9 protein-coding genes and 1 tRNA gene are annotated in these 14,970 nt (G+C 55.9%); 4 read left to right on the forward strand and 6 right to left on the reverse strand.

What is annotated here, in order from left to right; all coding sequences use genetic code 11:
• Positions 1-376 precede the first annotated feature (376 nt).
• A tRNA-Lys gene (locus tag ACQKLP_RS17405) sits at positions 377-449 on the reverse strand.
• A gap of 162 nt (positions 450-611) precedes the next feature.
• Here ACQKLP_RS17405 and ACQKLP_RS17410 point away from each other — a divergent pair.
• Both ACQKLP_RS17410 and ACQKLP_RS17415 read left to right on the forward strand, forming a co-directional pair.
• Positions 612-1,415 carry a pseudouridylate synthase gene (locus ACQKLP_RS17410; RefSeq protein ID WP_427324100.1) on the forward strand — a complete coding sequence of 268 codons (804 nt, stop codon included), beginning with the start codon at positions 612-614 and terminating at the stop codon, positions 1,413-1,415.
• Positions 1,416-1,502: 87 nt separating this feature from the next.
• Positions 1,503-1,931, forward strand: a complete 429-nt coding sequence (locus tag ACQKLP_RS17415) for a VOC family protein (RefSeq protein ID WP_427324102.1) — start codon at positions 1,503-1,505, stop codon at positions 1,929-1,931.
• Between the two features lie 54 nt (positions 1,932-1,985).
• Here the strand turns inward: ACQKLP_RS17415 and ACQKLP_RS17420 are convergent, their stop codons facing one another.
• Positions 1,986-2,744, reverse strand: coding sequence for a DUF3667 domain-containing protein (locus ACQKLP_RS17420; protein ID WP_427324103.1), 759 nt, complete (start codon positions 2,742-2,744; stop codon positions 1,986-1,988).
• A gap of 166 nt (positions 2,745-2,910) precedes the next feature.
• Between ACQKLP_RS17420 and ACQKLP_RS17425 the strand changes: the two genes are divergently transcribed.
• Both ACQKLP_RS17425 and ACQKLP_RS17430 read left to right on the forward strand, forming a co-directional pair.
• On the forward strand, positions 2,911-3,243 hold the full coding sequence (locus ACQKLP_RS17425) for a PadR family transcriptional regulator (protein ID WP_427324105.1): 333 nt from the start codon (positions 2,911-2,913) through the stop codon (positions 3,241-3,243).
• Between the two features lies 1 nt (position 3,244).
• Positions 3,245-5,884 carry an ABC transporter permease gene (locus ACQKLP_RS17430; RefSeq protein ID WP_427324107.1) on the forward strand — a complete coding sequence of 880 codons (2,640 nt, stop codon included), beginning with the start codon at positions 3,245-3,247 and terminating at the stop codon, positions 5,882-5,884.
• 52 nt (positions 5,885-5,936) lie between these two features.
• On the opposite strand, the gene ACQKLP_RS17435 is transcribed toward ACQKLP_RS17430, so the two are convergent.
• From ACQKLP_RS17435 to ACQKLP_RS17450, 4 genes are read right to left on the reverse strand one after another with little or no spacing between them, the layout of a single operon-like run.
• The gene (locus tag ACQKLP_RS17435; RefSeq protein WP_427324109.1) at positions 5,937-8,348 is read right to left on the reverse strand and encodes a GEVED domain-containing protein; all 2,412 of its coding nucleotides are present in this window, start codon (positions 8,346-8,348) and stop codon (positions 5,937-5,939) included.
• Positions 8,349-8,371: 23 nt separating this feature from the next.
• A complete protein-coding gene (locus tag ACQKLP_RS17440) occupies positions 8,372-9,859 on the reverse strand; it encodes an FG-GAP repeat domain-containing protein (protein ID WP_427324111.1) in 1,488 nt (495 codons plus the stop codon).
• Positions 9,846-11,339 carry a RagB/SusD family nutrient uptake outer membrane protein gene (locus ACQKLP_RS17445; protein WP_427324113.1) on the reverse strand — a complete coding sequence of 498 codons (1,494 nt, stop codon included), beginning with the start codon at positions 11,337-11,339 and terminating at the stop codon, positions 9,846-9,848. The genes ACQKLP_RS17440 and ACQKLP_RS17445 overlap by 14 nt, the downstream gene beginning before the upstream one ends.
• Positions 11,340-11,367: 28 nt before the next feature.
• The gene (locus ACQKLP_RS17450; protein WP_427324115.1) at positions 11,368-14,844 is read right to left on the reverse strand and encodes a SusC/RagA family TonB-linked outer membrane protein; all 3,477 of its coding nucleotides are present in this window, start codon (positions 14,842-14,844) and stop codon (positions 11,368-11,370) included.
• Positions 14,845-14,970 lie beyond the last annotated feature (126 nt).

The raw sequence follows: 14,970 nt of genomic DNA on the forward strand, positions 1-14,970 counted from the left end.
CATCCGGGGCAACTTTGGTTGATTTCCGGACCGGTGGAATGATGCCGGCCGATACGGTATCGTAAAGATATCAAAATACGGATTGCCTGTGCGGCATGGTCAAAAAAGCATTGATATTAAGCAACATCATTGGTCTTGTGAAGATTTGATAGCCGCCTGTTCCCGGTTTCGCACAAGTCAAGTTTTAAGTTGGAAGAATAGCCTAAAATCGTTCACGCACAGCCATGCGAGTTTCCAAAATTAAGTTGCGGGAGGGAGATACGAAAAGATATCCGAACAGTTTGCACAATCTTCGGTCAACTTGTACGGAGGAATTCGCGAAAACGGTGTTGCTACACGATCTTAAATGACAAAGGAGCGATTGCCCGCTCCTTTGTGATTCCGCTGGGACTCGAACCCAGGGCCCATACATTAAAAGTGTATTGCTCTACCAACTGAGCTACGAAATCATCCCTTAGATTTTCATCGTTCGGGGCGGCGAAATTACATAAATTTATTTCCCCGCCAAATTTTCTTTAAAAAAACGTGATGGCAGTTCCCGTACTGCCACGGCCCACACCCCGAAAAACCGTACCTTTGCGTTCGCAAAAACCTTTACAGGACGTAGTATTATGACCACCACACCTGGTGTTTGCCCACAAACCGCTCCGGCAATACATCAGCCAACAAACAGCGTATTCACCCGGTTCTCCGACCAGGATGCCGCCAGCTCCCTGGCGGAAGGGCTCCGCTTCCACCCCAACGCTCCCATCCACCCGCTATGCATCGCAGCGGCGGAAGGGCTCCAACAGCACCTCGCCCATCAAACGGAATGGCAACACAATTTCGGGCTGGGAAGCGGTGGAAACGGCGCCGTGATCGGCAAGATGTTCGGCGTGCTGGCCGTTCGGTCGCACGACGGCTCACTGGGCTACCTGGCCGCATTTTCCGGGAAACTGGCCAACGGGAACCACCACAGCGGGTTCGTGGAGCCGGTCTTCGATGCGCTCACCGCCGGCAGCTTCCTCAATACCGGCATGGCCCGCCTGTCGGAAATCAACGCGGAAATTGCCACCCTGGAGTTGGAAGGCGATCTGGCGGCGGTCGAAAAACGCAAGGAAGCCCGCAAATCCCACTCCATCGCCCTGCAACGGAAACTCCACGAACATTACAACTTCCGCAACAAAGCCGGCCAAACACGGAACCTGATCGATATCTTCGAGGCACATGGCTACAAACAGCCGCCCGCAGGCGCCGGGGAATGCGCCGGGCCCAAGCTCCTCCAATACGCCTTCCGCCACCACATGGAGCCCCTGGCCCTCGCGGAATTCTGGTGGGGTCTCTCCCCCAAGTCCGCCACCTGGAAGCACGGGGAATTCTATCCGCCCTGCAAGGAAAAATGCGCCCCCATCCTGGATTTCATGCTGGGCGAATAATTTTTTTCTCCTGTCGGGCAGCCTGCTGACATAAGGCTGTCAAAACCCGCCGCTACTTTTGTCATACAAACAAAAAAACTATCCAAAATGGCACAATCATCAGTATTCCGCGGCATGGCAACCATCACGTTCTTCGCGGCAGATCATGCAGCAGCAAAGCAATGGTACATAGCTTTCTTCGGCATCGCACCCTATTTCGATATGCCGGGCTATTTCGAGTTCCGCCTGGGCGACTACCAGCATGAATTCGGCGTCATCGACGCACGGTACGCCCCTTCGGCCCGGTCATCCGCCACCGGCGGCGCCGTCACCTATTGGCATGTGGATGATATCAAAGCCACGTTCGACCGGCTGCTGGAAATGGGCGCCACGGAATTCGAGCCCATCACACCCCGCGGCCAGGAAGGCAGCGGTTTCTTCACTGCCTCCGTCACAGATCCCTTCGGCAATATCATCGGCATCATGTCTAACCCCCATTACCTCGAAATCCTGCAACGAAAAGCAGCCGTACAATAACGGCAAAACCGCGCCAGTCGTACGATTGGCGCGGTTTTCTTTTCAAATATAACTTTACCAGGGCCGCATGGTCCCCGTCAGCTGGAAACCGGAAAAGTACAGGAAAAAGAGAAAACAGTTCATCAGCGTCAAACGCAATACCAGCCAGCCTTTCCTGTATTCATCCTTCATCAGGAACCCGAAAACCGACCCGTACATAAACAGGAAAGCCGTCATGAAAAACGGGATGTACAACCCGATGTCTATCTTGCCGAACTGGTGCGTCACCAGCATCATTGCCCAACCCACGAGGTACACCAGCACCTGCATGATGTTCAGTTGCGCGGCGATGTAGGTATTGATGAGAAAATGCTCCCAGAAATTATACTTCCCGCGGCGCATGAACAAAAACGTGATCACGCTCGCGAAAGGGATCATGAGGAAAATGAATACGCTGAAATAATGATTGAAAAATCCACCTTTATCCTCCGCCACATAACCGGGATGATATTTTGCGTACGTGCCTGCAATGCCCGCCGTAATGAGCTTCACGAGCAAGGTGCAGATGGTGGACATGATGATCACATACGCAAACGGCCGGAAATATTTCACCCGCTTCCCTTCCAGGTAATCCCTGATCATCCCGCCCGGCCGGGTGAACAGCGATAGAAAGGTGTAGAAAAATCCCTTGTCGACATGAAACACCGAATGCGGGATATCATGCAGGAAATAATGCGCGTCTATCCTGCCTTCATGGTACGATTGCCCGCAATCCGGGCAAAAATTACCGGCCGCGGCCTTCCCGCAGTTTTTACATACCTGGGTTTTGTGCATAGTCTTCCGAAGATAATTAAATCCGACTGATTACAACTCGTCATCATATGAAAGATCGCCCCTGACCAGGCGACGCAGGCGATCTGGATACGTTGGGGCATAATAATTCATTATTTGTATGTATTATAGGATGTAATTACATACATTTACGTAATTAATATCGGATATGAAAGGCACAAACCTCGGAGAATTCGAAGAACTGGTGCTCCTCACCGTTGCCGCGCTGCTCAGGGAAGCCTACAGCGTAGCGATCTGCGACGAGCTGGCCAGCCACACCGGCCGCGCGGTGAAACTGGGCGTGGTCCACGCGGTGCTGAACCGGCTCGAAGAAAAAGGACTGGTCACCAGCGAACTGGGCGAAGCCACGAAGGCCCGCGGCGGGAAGCGCAAACGGTTCTACGAGCTCACCATGTCCGGAAAAGCGGCGCTCATCAACGCCAGGGCCATGCGCGATCAGCTATGGGCCAAGATTCCGTCACTCGCATGGAAAAACGGCTGACATGAAACAACACCAACCGCCCGCCTGGGCGCAACGATTCGTGGAGTGGTACTGCAAACCAGGGCTCGTGGAAGACCTGACGGGCGACCTGCACGAATGTTTCGAGCGGAATGTGGCCACCATCGGGCCGCGACGGGCAAAACTGGTCTATATCATCGATGCGTTCAAATTCTTCAGGAGTTATACCGTAAGGAAATCGTTATTCGCTCACCTTTTTATGAACAGGACCATGATCGGCAGCTACGTTAAAACCTCGGGGCGCAACATCCTGCGCAATAAACTGTTTTCGTTCATCAACATCCTCGGACTGGCCATCAGCATGTCTGTCGGCCTGCCGCTGATCGCTTTCCTGCTCGATCTGCGCACCTACGACCGGTTCCACGAAAATGGCGGCCGCATCCAACGGATCACGAGCATTTTCTCCTCCAACAACGAGCAGGGCGGGAAATTCGCCACCGCATCCATCAAAACCGCCCGGCTCATCCGTGAAAAAGTGGCCGGCATCGAGGAAGTGACCACCCTAAAAAACGACTTTTCCGGCGACGCGAAAGTCGGCGGCAACGAGCTTCCCATCAAAGGATACTGGGCGGAACCTTCGCTGTTCCGGGTTTTCACCTTCCCGATGCTGCAGGGCGATCCTGCAACGGCATTGAAGGCCCCCTACTCCATCGTGCTCACGGAATCCGCTGCCAACAAGCTTTTCGGCGACCAGCCCGCCCTCGGCAAAGCGATCGAAGTGGATGCGATGGTCTACCAGGTGACGGGGGTCATGAAAGACGTTCCCTTCTTCTCGCATATCCGGTTCGAAGCGCTGGTGTCCTTATCCACCGCCGAACAAATGGCTAAAAGCGATCCCGGTTTCGGCGCATGGACGAACATCTGGCCGTATTCCGTCTACCTCCTCCCTTCGAAAAACGCCGACATGGCCGCCATCCGCGCGCAGCTCGATGCGCTGGCGAAGGAAGAAAACCTCGCCGATAAAAATACCCGCATCCAGCTGGAACTGCTTCCTTTATACGATATCGTGGTCGGCGAAAGCCTCCGCCAATCCGAAGGCGGACCAGGTTTTACGGGGCCGCACCTTTCCCCGGCGGTACTGTGGATACTCGGCGCATTGGCGCTGATCGTGATCCTGTCGGCCTGCTTCAATTACACCAATCTTTCCATCGCGCGGGCCATGCGCCGGGTGAAAGAGATCGGGTTGCGCAAGGCCATCGGCGCGGGGAAGAACGAGGTGCGGCTACAGTTCCTCGCGGAAGCGGTCATGATCTCCATGGCAGCCCTCCTCCTGTCCTTTCTCCTGTTCCTGGCGCTAAGGCCGTTGCTCATCAACATGGCACCGGAGATGCAGCGGATGGTCAAGCTCGACCTTTCACCGGCCATGGTATTGGCTTTCATCGTGTTTTCAGTGATCGTTGGCGTTATTGCGGGCTTCCTTCCCGCCGTATTTTTCTCGAAAGTAAGCGCCATCAACGCATTCGGCAATGTTTCCCCCGTAAAAACCTTCCGGCACCTCACGCTCCGGCGCGCTTTGGTGGTGGTCCAATACACGGTAACGCTGATTTTCATTACCACTACCGCCATCGGTTATGTACAATATAAAAACATCCTGGCGTTCGATCTGGGGTTCAATACCACGAACATCCTCAACATCAATATGCTGGACAACAAGCCAGACGCCATGTTGCAGGCGCTCGGCGAAATGCCGGAAGTGACCGGTGTATCGCGTTCGCTGATCACCACCGGCGTGGGCAACGCCTGGGGCGGCAATATGAAATACAGGGATTCGCGGGATTCGCAACTGGTGATGACCAACCATGTCGACGAAAATTACCTGCCGCTCCACGATTACAAACTCGTTGCAGGTGGCAATTTCGTGGCCCGGCCCGCCACCGCCGAAGCAGTGAGCGAAGTGATCGTGAACCAGCAGGTCGTGAAGCGTTTCCACATCGCCGGAAACGATCCGCAAAAAGCCATCGGCGAACAGATCACCCTGAACGGCCGGAAAATGACGATCGTAGGCGTGATGCAGGATTTCCACTACGGTAAAATCGACAACCTCATCGGCCCCGTAGCATTCACCCCCTGGACGCCGGAAGACCGGACCATCCTCAGCGCCAAAATCCAAGGCACCGATATGCCGGCCACCGTCGCCAAAATAGAGGCGGCATGGCGGCAGACCGACCGCATCCACCCCTTTACCGCCGAATTCTACGACGAGGAGATCGAGCAGGCCTACAGCGAGTTTTCGACCCTGATCAAGATCATCGGTTTCCTGTCGTTCCTGGCGATTTCCATCGCATCGATGGGGCTCTTCGGCATGGTAGTGTTTACCACCGAAACGCGGCTCCGGGAGATCGGCATCCGGAAAGTGATGGGCGCAGGCGCGGGGAACCTCATTTTCCTGCTGAGCCGCGGGTTCCTGTCGCTGTTGTCTATCTCTGCATTCATTGCCTTGCCGGCCACTTACCTTTTCTTTAAAATGTTCGTACTGCCCAATTTCCCCTATCATACGCCCGTACAGTTTACCGAATTGTTTTCCGGTTTGCTGGTGGTACTGCTGATCGCTTTCGTGATGATCGGGTCGCAGACGCTGAAGGCCGCAAGAAGCAACCCGGTAGCGGTTTTGAAGCGTGAATGACGAACATCGGCGTCATAAAAAAATCCCGCACCGTGTGCGGGATTTTTTTTGCCTATTGAATGACGAGTTTTTGCGTCGTTTTTATTCCGTGCAAATCCATCACCACCAGGTACACCCCTCCGGGCACACCGTCTGTGCTCATTTCGAACCGGTTATTCCCCGATTCCGCCCTTACGCTTTTGCTGCGCACCGTTTGCCCGGAAAGACTGGCAATGCGCAACTGGCCTGCTGCGGCCGATTTGCTTTGGTATTGCACGTAAAATTGCCCTGATGCGGGATTGGGATATACCTGCATCCGGGTGTTTACTTTTACTTCTTCCGCAGCCATTGTCCGTGCGTTCGCCAATCCGCCGCCGCCAGAAGTCTGCAACCGGAGCTTGAAATCGTGCGTGGTCGTAAAATCCGCCTGGCCGCATGGCCCGGGGTCCGTGTTCCAGGCGTCGTAGAAACGCACCCGCAGCCGTGTGGCGCCGGGCGTAGCCGTAGCCGGAACGTTTACGGCACGGCTGATGTTGAGCACGGTTGCGCTGTTGTCTTGCCTGGCATTGCCAACGGAAAATAGCAGCTCCCCGGCATCGGAGAAGCTGCCGTTGCCGTTCCAGTCGGCATACACGTTCACGCGGGCCCATTTCGTATTGGTACTGTTCGTCATATTGAGCGTGAAACTGCCGCCTGGTGCGGTGGTAATGGAATCTGCCGTATAAAACCCGTATCCGCCGGCCGGGTACGCGCTGTTGCTGAACATAATGTTATGCGTAGCGCCGGTACTGCCCAGCGAAGTGATGTAACGGTCCGTAGCGTTGGCGCCTCCTGCCGCGGTGCAATATGCCGGCGCGCCGCCGGTACCGCCTTTGATGCAGGAAAGATCATCCAGCTTGATCGTACTGCTGCCGGTATTGGTAAACGTGATCCTGACGGTTTTCACATGGTCCGCATACTCCGTCCCGGTTTTAAAATCGAGCGTGGCGGCGGCGAACGTTGCGGAAACCGCTCCTGCCTGTTGGAAAGTGTTCTGCGTGCTACCGTTGACGGGCGCGATGTTCTCGACCTTCACATCAAGCTGGCCGCTGCCCGCAGCCCAGTAGCCGAGTTGGTAATTGGTATTGTTGTCGAGGTAAATGTATTGGGATAAAGTCTGCCCGGCCGCGAGTGAAAAACCGTTATTGCCGGACCTTTTCGCAGTTGTTGATACGGTTGCCGTTCCCTCCCAGGGCATCAAAGCCAGACCGTATTCCGCACCGCTGTTGGGCAGCTCGTTCCCGCCGGTAACCGGCCACTGGTATCCGCGGATGTAATCCACTTCCATGCTGGCACTGTCTCCCGCGCCATAAATGCCCAGGAATGTGTTCATGAAATGGTTCGGGGATTTGATATCGGTTTTGCTCGACCATTCCTTTTTCAACACGCCGTCGATGTAATATTTGAGGCTGGTGGGCGTCCATAACATGCCGTGGGTATGCCAGTTGGTCTGGCCGGAAAGCGATGCGTTGTACGTGCCGAGGTTCCCCTGGAAAGTACCGTCGGCCGCTACGTTGCCGTGGATGGTAAACGGTGTGATGGTAGATGTGGCGGCATTGTCGCCCTGCTCGAAAACATCGATCTCGAATACCTGTCCGCGGGGCCTTACACCCGTGATGGGGCCGGTTTTGGAATTGAAACTGTTGCCCAGTTCTTCATAATATTTCAAATCCGGGCCGGGCGAATCGAACCAGTAGGCGGCGTTCAGGTTGGTGGCCGCCGTGGTGTTGCTGCGCCGTACCCTGATCTCGAAGTAACCGCCGCGTTTATTGTCGAGATAGTTTTCGTTGCTGTTCCAGTCGTAGGTCTGGATAGACGACACCTTCCGTCCGTTGGACCAGTACGCCTGCGCCGGTGCGGCAGCGGATACGAGCAGTTTGATGCTGGTGCCCGTCATCCGGTAAGCGGCCTGCGGCAGCGTGTTGGTGCGCATTTTGGTGAGGTTGGTCGTATCCCGGAAATCGATCGTGGAGTAATAGTTGGTGCTCCATTTATTGCGGTTCAGCAGTTCGTCGTTGAACTCATCGTGCCAGAAGATCTCCATACCGGCCGGTACGGCTGCGGAACTGGCGATGGAAAGGTTCGCCGTTTCGGAGGGCACCAGCACCCAGTTCCTGACCGTTGTGGCGGAACCGGTAATGTGGCTGCTGCTGCCGGATGCGTTGTATGCTTCCACCCAAACGGTGTACGCGGTCTGCTCCGAGACCGGCGAAATGAAGTACCGTCCGGCATTGGCGGCGATGGTGGCATTGGGAGCCCCGGGTTTGGTGCCGGTGGCAGACCAGTAGATACGGTACCCCTGTTCGTTGGTGGCATTGTCCGTCCACTCCAGCCTTATCCAGCTGCGGGTACCGAGCAATTGCAGGCCAGTGGGGGCTGCGGGGGCTTGCGCGAAAACGGTTATGGTGCAAAAAATGAATGGTATCAGGATCAAAAACTTTTTCATAGTGGAATACTTTTTTGAAATGATCAATAGTGGTTTTCCCGGACGATGAATTCGGGCCCCTGCAGCCAACGCCGCATCAGCTCCGTGTTGTTGCCCGGTTTGGCGGCCATATTCCCGGCAATGACGTCTGGCCTGCCGTCTGCATTCACATCTTTTACGTCCATACAAACCCATCGCCCGAGCGGCGCGGCGGGGTCTGTCTCCATATGGAATTGCCATTTGTTTTGCTGCAACAGGTATACGAACGCCTGCGCGGGCCGCTTTTCGAAATCCGCGAAAAAACTGATCACCGCCAGGTCTTTCCGCCCGTCGCCGTTCAGGTCTGCCGGAACGGCCTTGTAGCAGCCATCGAGATGCTGGAAATACACCTGTTCATATCCGCTGCCGGTATTGCGGAAAATGTAAACGCCGTGGTAGGGCTTGAATACGGGCGACTGGTCCGCGTTATCCCCGCAGGTATACACGATGTCCGTTTTCCCGTCGCCGTCCATATCCGCAGGTTGAAAATAAGACGATCCGTAAGCCGGCGGAAAACCGAGCACGGCTTCCTGCCGGAAGTGCCCTTTACCATCGCCGGTGAACCGTACGATGGTTTCCCTTCCCTGCGCGAACATGGCCAGCAGCGACGTGGCGCTATCTTTACCGGGAGGCTCCGGATACACCCGGATGGCGCCGGGCATGGCGGCCAGCGTTGTTTTCCCATGCGGCGTGAACAGCGAAAGCGCCCCTTCCATAAACCCGAACTCGCATACCACGAGGCCTTCCGGCACCTGTAGCGCCTGTACGGGCCGGTACAATCCATCCTGCAACAGTTTCCGTTCAACAATACGGCCACCTTTCACCAGTATCGATTCCACGCTGCCGTTCCTGATCCGCCCGCCGGGATTGATGGTGCCGATGTTCGTGAGCAGGAAGCGCCCTTCGCCAAAGGGCGCCACATCCACCACGGTACAGTCCTTCAGGGTATCCGTCTGTTGCAGTCCTGGACCGAAGACCCGGAGCAGCCGGCTATGCACGTCCGACTGGAAGAGCAGCCGCTCCTTTTCATCGAAATACACGCAGGCCGTAAAGGAAGGCGCTCTTTTGGCGGGCAACACGGAAGAAAACGCCTTCGCGGGCGTTGCGGCGGGTTGGTCGGGAATGGCCAGTCTATCGGGTGAATGGCGCAGGTAAAATGCTTCGATCGCTTTCCAATCGGCCAGAGAAATGGACGTCCGGAGCGGCGCGATGATCGTATCCCGGAGGTGCGATAAATGCGCCGGCAGCATTTTGTATTCGCCGCTGCGGTCTTTGTAGATATCGGCAAACGCGCCCATGGCGGGCAGCACACTTTGTTCCCACACGACCTTAGGCAGCAGTTCCGGTTCCGGGAAAGCATGACAGGAGCCGCAATGCCGCTCCGCTATGGCACGCCCCACGTCAGGAGCAGCGTTGCAACCGGCCAGGAAAGCCAGCAAAACGAAGAGCCTGGCAATAGCCAGGCTCCTGAGATATGGGTTAGTAACCGTCATTTTGTTTTACGACACCTTTTGTTTCGTTCACCACTTTACGGGGTATGGGGTGCAGCACGTATTCCGGCTTTGCGAAAATCGACCCTTCGTCTTTCGCATGCTGGATGTAAGTGCCCCAGCGGATCATGTCTTCGCGGCGGGAACCTTCGCACCAGAGCTCGAACAGGCGCTCGTCCATGATCTTGTTGCGCAGGCCGGTCTTATCGAATTGCCCCAGCGCGTAGGTCGGCACACCTGCCCGGGTACGCACGGCGTTGATGAGATCGTACGCTTCCTTCACCGGGCCCTGGTCTTCGTTGATGGCTTCCGCGGCCAGCAGCATCGCGTCCGCGTAGCGCCAAACCACGATGTCGGTACCGGTTTGCTCGCTGATGGCGCCGGGATCGGGGCCGTATTTCATGGGAATGGCACCGATGTAATTATTGGCGCGCGCATCGAACATCACGCCGCCGGTGGTGGGCCATTTGGCGAGGAGCACCTCCAGGCGCTTGTCTATCGGGTTGAACCGGTCGTAGGTTTTCCAGGGCATTTTGTAGCCGCCCCATTGGGTGATCGACAGTCCATTCGGGTCTACGTAATTGCCGGGCATGCACATCGCCAGCCAGAGGTTGGAGCTGTTGTCGGCATCGAACCGGCAGGGAACGGCCAGGAGCACTTCCAGCGAATTGCCTTTGTTGGCGTATTTGAAGATATCCGCATAGTTCGTTTGCAGGCCGTGGCCGTAGGTTTTCAGAATGTTGAACGTATTAATGGCTTCTTTCCAGTTTTTCTCATGCATGTAAAGTTTCATGAGGCCCATCAGGCAGGCGTCTTTCGTGAAACGGCCGTATTCCGCCGCGGCCAGGTCGCTGGCTTTGGGGACGATCGCCATGGCTTCCTTGTAATCCTTTTCGATCTGCGCTACCATCCACTGCTTGTCGGGCTTGGGGATCGGCGCGGCCGAGGGGTTGGAGGCTTCCTTCGCGTCTACACGGATGGGCACCGGGCCATAGAAGTTGTACAGGATCCAGGAGTAATGGGCCCGGAGGGCCTTCAGCTCGCCGGTGTACCTGGCTTTGAGGTTGGCGTCCATATTCACGCCCTGGATTTTTTCCAGGTTGATGGTAATTTCCGATACGTTCGGCATGAGGCCGTTGTAATGGTTCAGCAGCTGGGAAAAGTCTTCGGAAAAGTTCAGCTGGTTGAATTTCCGCCAGCCGTCCCATCCCCAGGAACATACCAGTTCATCGGTCATAAAGCTGCTTTGCGCCACCCATCCTTCGTTGGCGCCGCCCCATCCGCCGCCATAAAAGCCTACGTTGAGCATTCCGCCGTACATGCCGGTCACCGCGGCTTTCGCGTCTTCGGCATTCAAATAGAAAGTGGTGGAAGAAAAGCGGTCGTACGTTTTTTCTTCGAGCGCCTTTTCACAGGAGGTTTGTGCCAGGGAAAAGGCCAATATGATGGAGAGCAGCTTGCTGTATTGTTTCTTACGTCTCATTTTCGTGGTTTTGACATGAACAATCAGGCTAGAATTTCGCATTCAGGCCTATCGTGAAAGAGCGGGACATCGGGTAGGCCAGGTAATTCTGCAACTCGGGATCGATGCCTTTGTATTTGGTGATGATGAATGGGTTCTGCACGTTGGCGTACAACCGCAGCCCGGTCAGCAGGTTCTGCTTCGCGATCAGCTGGTGGCCGAAGGTATACCCCAGCGTGATGTCGCGGCAACGGAGGAAATTGGCGTTCTCCAGCCAGTAGTCGGAATCGCTGGCGTAGCTGCCGTAAGGATCGTTGAGGCCGGTAGGATATTTCGATCCGGTATTGTCGTAGCTCCAGCGCTCTTTCGCCACGCTCAGCACGTTCCATCCGAACTGGCCCAGTTGCGCATAGGTGCTGAACGAGGAAGCCATGTCGGAATTATACTTCTTCTGGATGAAGCCATACATGAAAATGCCGAGATCGAACCTGCGGTAGCTGAACGTGTTGTTGAACCCGTAGCTGTACTCGGGGCCGTTGATGCCCAGCAGCACGCGGTCTGCCGAGTTGATCTGCCCGTCGGGCTTGCCGGTCAGGTTGCCGCTGGCGTCGTAACCGTTCAGGTCTTTCACGATAATACCGCCGGGAAGCATGCCGGGCATATGTTTCGGCACGTCTTTCCCACCCTGGAAAATACCGTCGCTCACATAGCCGTAAATGGCGTTGAACGGACCGTCTGCCGCTTCATATTTGGGGAGCGACTGCAGCGCGTTGGGGGAACGCGTTACCCAGGAGTTGAAATAGTGGGACAGGTTGATGGTGGTAGACCAGTTGAGCCCGCCTTCCTTGTTGCTCACGATGTTTTTGGTGTTCAGGTTGATGTCCCAGCCGCGGCTGCGGGTTTTCCCGGCGTTACCTGCCACTGTTTTCACGGGGAAGTCGGTCGTGAGCGGGATATTGGTCAGCAGGTCTACGATCGTCCGGTTGAAATAATCGAACGAACCGCCGATCCGGTTGCTGAACAGCTGGAAATCGAGGCCTACGTTGATATCGCGCTGTGTTTCCCAGCTGAGGTCGTCGTTGCTCAGCTGTTGCAGCGTAACGCCCGGCTGCTGGGTGCCGCCGAACACGTACGGACTGTTCGAGGTATAATACGAAAACGCGCTGCCGCCGATGTTGCTGTTGCCCGTGGTACCATAGCCTGCGCGCAGTTTCAGGAAGCTGACAACCGGCAGCTGGTTTTTGATGAATTCCTCTTCGGAAATCACCCAGGCTGCGGACACGCCGGGGAAAGTGCCCCATTTTTTATTGGCGGCGAAGTTGGACGCGCCGTCGCGGCGAAGGCTGAGGGTGAGGATGTACTTATCCGCGAAGTCGTAGATCACGCGGCCGAAATAAGATTTCCAGATGCGCGAGGGGTTCCGGTAAGAGCTCACGCCGGGGCGCGGCGCGGTACCGTATCCGATGTTGTAGAACAGGAAGTTGTCTGTTGGGAAACGGTCGTTATACAACCCGAGCCCGTCCCAATCGCTCACCTGGTAAGAATGCCCTGCCAGCGCCTGGAAGTTGTGCTCGCCGAAGCGTTTGGCGTAGCTCACGGTCAGTTCCGAAAGTTTGGAAACGGAGTTGGCTTCGTTGATGGAGGCCTGGCCGCCGGAGCGGGCGCCGTAGAGGAATGATTTGGGCAGATAGGCGTTCCTTTTGCTGGACGACTGGTCGTAGCTGTAATTGTATTTCACTTTCAGTTCCGGGATCACCGTCCATTCCGCGTATCCGGAAGTGAGCAGGCGGCTGCTTTTGGTGAAGTCGGTGATTTCGAGGAACGACAGCGGGTTGGGGGAATTCTGGTAGTCGGGGTTGATGGGATAGCTCCCGTCGGCCGCTCGCAGCGGCATGGTGGCGGGGTAATAGAAGGCAGAAAGCACCATACCGGAATATTCGTTCTGCGACGTGCCCACGTTGGCGTTATTGGCCCTGGAGCCCGAAGCGATGACGCTCACGCCTACTTTTACGTGCTGGCTGATGCCCTGGTCGAGGCTGATCCGGCCGCCGTAGCGGGTATAGTCGGAGTGCTCGAGCACGCCCTGCTGGTTGAGGTAATTCCCCGAAACGTAGTACCGCGTTTTGCCCGCCATGCCGGAGAGCGACACGTTATGCTGCTGCGTAAAACCTTTGCGGGTAATGGCATCCACGGCATTGGGCTGCATGGAAGTGGTGTCTATCTGCGCTTGGGTGTATTTGGGTTTGTAGGGCGTAACGGTGGAAGGGTCTGTGGTGCCATAGGGCGCAATCTTGTTGTCGAGCATCCACTTTTCCCGGCCGATCTTGTTCCGTTCTTCCATGTATTCCCGGGTGTTGAGGATGTCGTAGAACTTGAACACGTTCTGGAACGAGTGGTTGACGTCGTATTCCAGTTTGGGTTTTTCGCCCTTTCCCTGTTTGGTGGTGATAAGCACCACGCCGGCGCCAGCGCGCGCACCGTAGATGGAGGTGGCGGAGGCGTCTTTGAGGAAGTCGATGGATTCGATATCGTTCGGGTTGATGAAGTTGAGCGGGGAGCGGTCTACGCCCGAGCCGCCGTACCGGGTGCTGGACGAGGGCTCGCCGGGGTTATCGTTGATGATGACGCCGTCTACCACATATAATGCGCCGGGCGATGCGAAGGAAGGGTTGCTCCGGATCTGGAGGTTCACGCCGGCGCCGGGCTGGCCGCTGCTCTGGATGGCGGAAATCCCGGAGGCGCGCCCCGCCAGGGCCTGCACGATGTTGGTGGAAGCCGCGGTGTTGAGGTCGGCCGTTTTCACCGAAGAAATAGCGCCGGTCACGGTTTTCTTCCGTACGGAGCCATACCCGATCACCACCACTTCCTGCTGCTGGGCGATTTCCGGTTTGAGGACCACGTCGAGCGATGTTTTACCGTCGAGCGCCACTTCGCGCTGTTCTTTCCCGATGAAGGAAAAAATGAGGATTTTCGACGAATTCTCCGGCACCTGGATGGTGAAAACACCGTTGCCGTCCGTGCTGGTACCGAGTTTGGTACCCTTAACCTGGATAGTAACGCCCGGCAGCGGTGTGCCCGATTCGTCGGTCACTTTGCCCGTTACCTGGATGCGGGCCGGCGCCACGATGGCGGGCTCGTCTTTTTTGTTGACCACCACCACTTTGTCTACGATGTCGTAGCTCAGCGGCTGATCTTTGAAACAAAGCGCCAGTACGTCCTGCAGCGAAGCGTTGCTCACGGAGATATCGAGCCGGCGGGCCTGTTTCAGCAATTTGACGTTGTACCAGAAAGAATAGCCGGTCTGCTTTTCGATCCGCGAGAATATTTTTTCAAGGGAGACGTTCCGCTCGTTCATGGTGATGTTCTGCGAACTGGCGAGGGAGGGTATCTCCAACCCGATGATCAGCAATAAAGCCGCCAATTTCATGAGTAGCAGTTTAGTTAGTTTTTTCCTGAACCTGGAAGCGGGAACGGAATGCTCCCCCGCTCCCGGGAAGTTCTTTTTCTGGAAAGCCTGTAAATGCATAATTTTGGTTGTTTGGATTTTGACAAGAAAGTTCTGGGAAATAGAACGCCGTTTGGTCCAAATACCGCCGCTTCATCTCGCACATGAAGCGGTTTCTTTTTACGACCAAAGGAACGTGGCATGTAA

It is taken from the genome of Chitinophaga sp. NPDC101104 (assembly GCF_050277495.1).
Taxonomy (GTDB): domain Bacteria; phylum Bacteroidota; class Bacteroidia; order Chitinophagales; family Chitinophagaceae; genus Chitinophaga.

Coding starts and splice junctions, on each gene's coding strand:
- ACQKLP_RS17410 (WP_427324100.1), top strand. CDS start 612: ATGACCACCACACCTGGTGTTTGCCCACAAACCGCTCCGGCAATACAT.
- ACQKLP_RS17415 (WP_427324102.1), top strand. CDS start 1,503: ATGGCACAATCATCAGTATTCCGCGGCATGGCAACCATCACGTTCTTC.
- ACQKLP_RS17420 (WP_427324103.1), bottom strand. CDS start 2,744: ATGCACAAAACCCAGGTATGTAAAAACTGCGGGAAGGCCGCGGCCGGT.
- ACQKLP_RS17425 (WP_427324105.1), top strand. CDS start 2,911: ATGAAAGGCACAAACCTCGGAGAATTCGAAGAACTGGTGCTCCTCACC.
- ACQKLP_RS17430 (WP_427324107.1), top strand. CDS start 3,245: ATGAAACAACACCAACCGCCCGCCTGGGCGCAACGATTCGTGGAGTGG.
- ACQKLP_RS17435 (WP_427324109.1), bottom strand. CDS start 8,348: ATGAAAAAGTTTTTGATCCTGATACCATTCATTTTTTGCACCATAACC.
- ACQKLP_RS17440 (WP_427324111.1), bottom strand. CDS start 9,859: ATGACGGTTACTAACCCATATCTCAGGAGCCTGGCTATTGCCAGGCTC.
- ACQKLP_RS17445 (WP_427324113.1), bottom strand. CDS start 11,339: ATGAGACGTAAGAAACAATACAGCAAGCTGCTCTCCATCATATTGGCC.
- ACQKLP_RS17450 (WP_427324115.1), bottom strand. CDS start 14,844: ATGCATTTACAGGCTTTCCAGAAAAAGAACTTCCCGGGAGCGGGGGAG.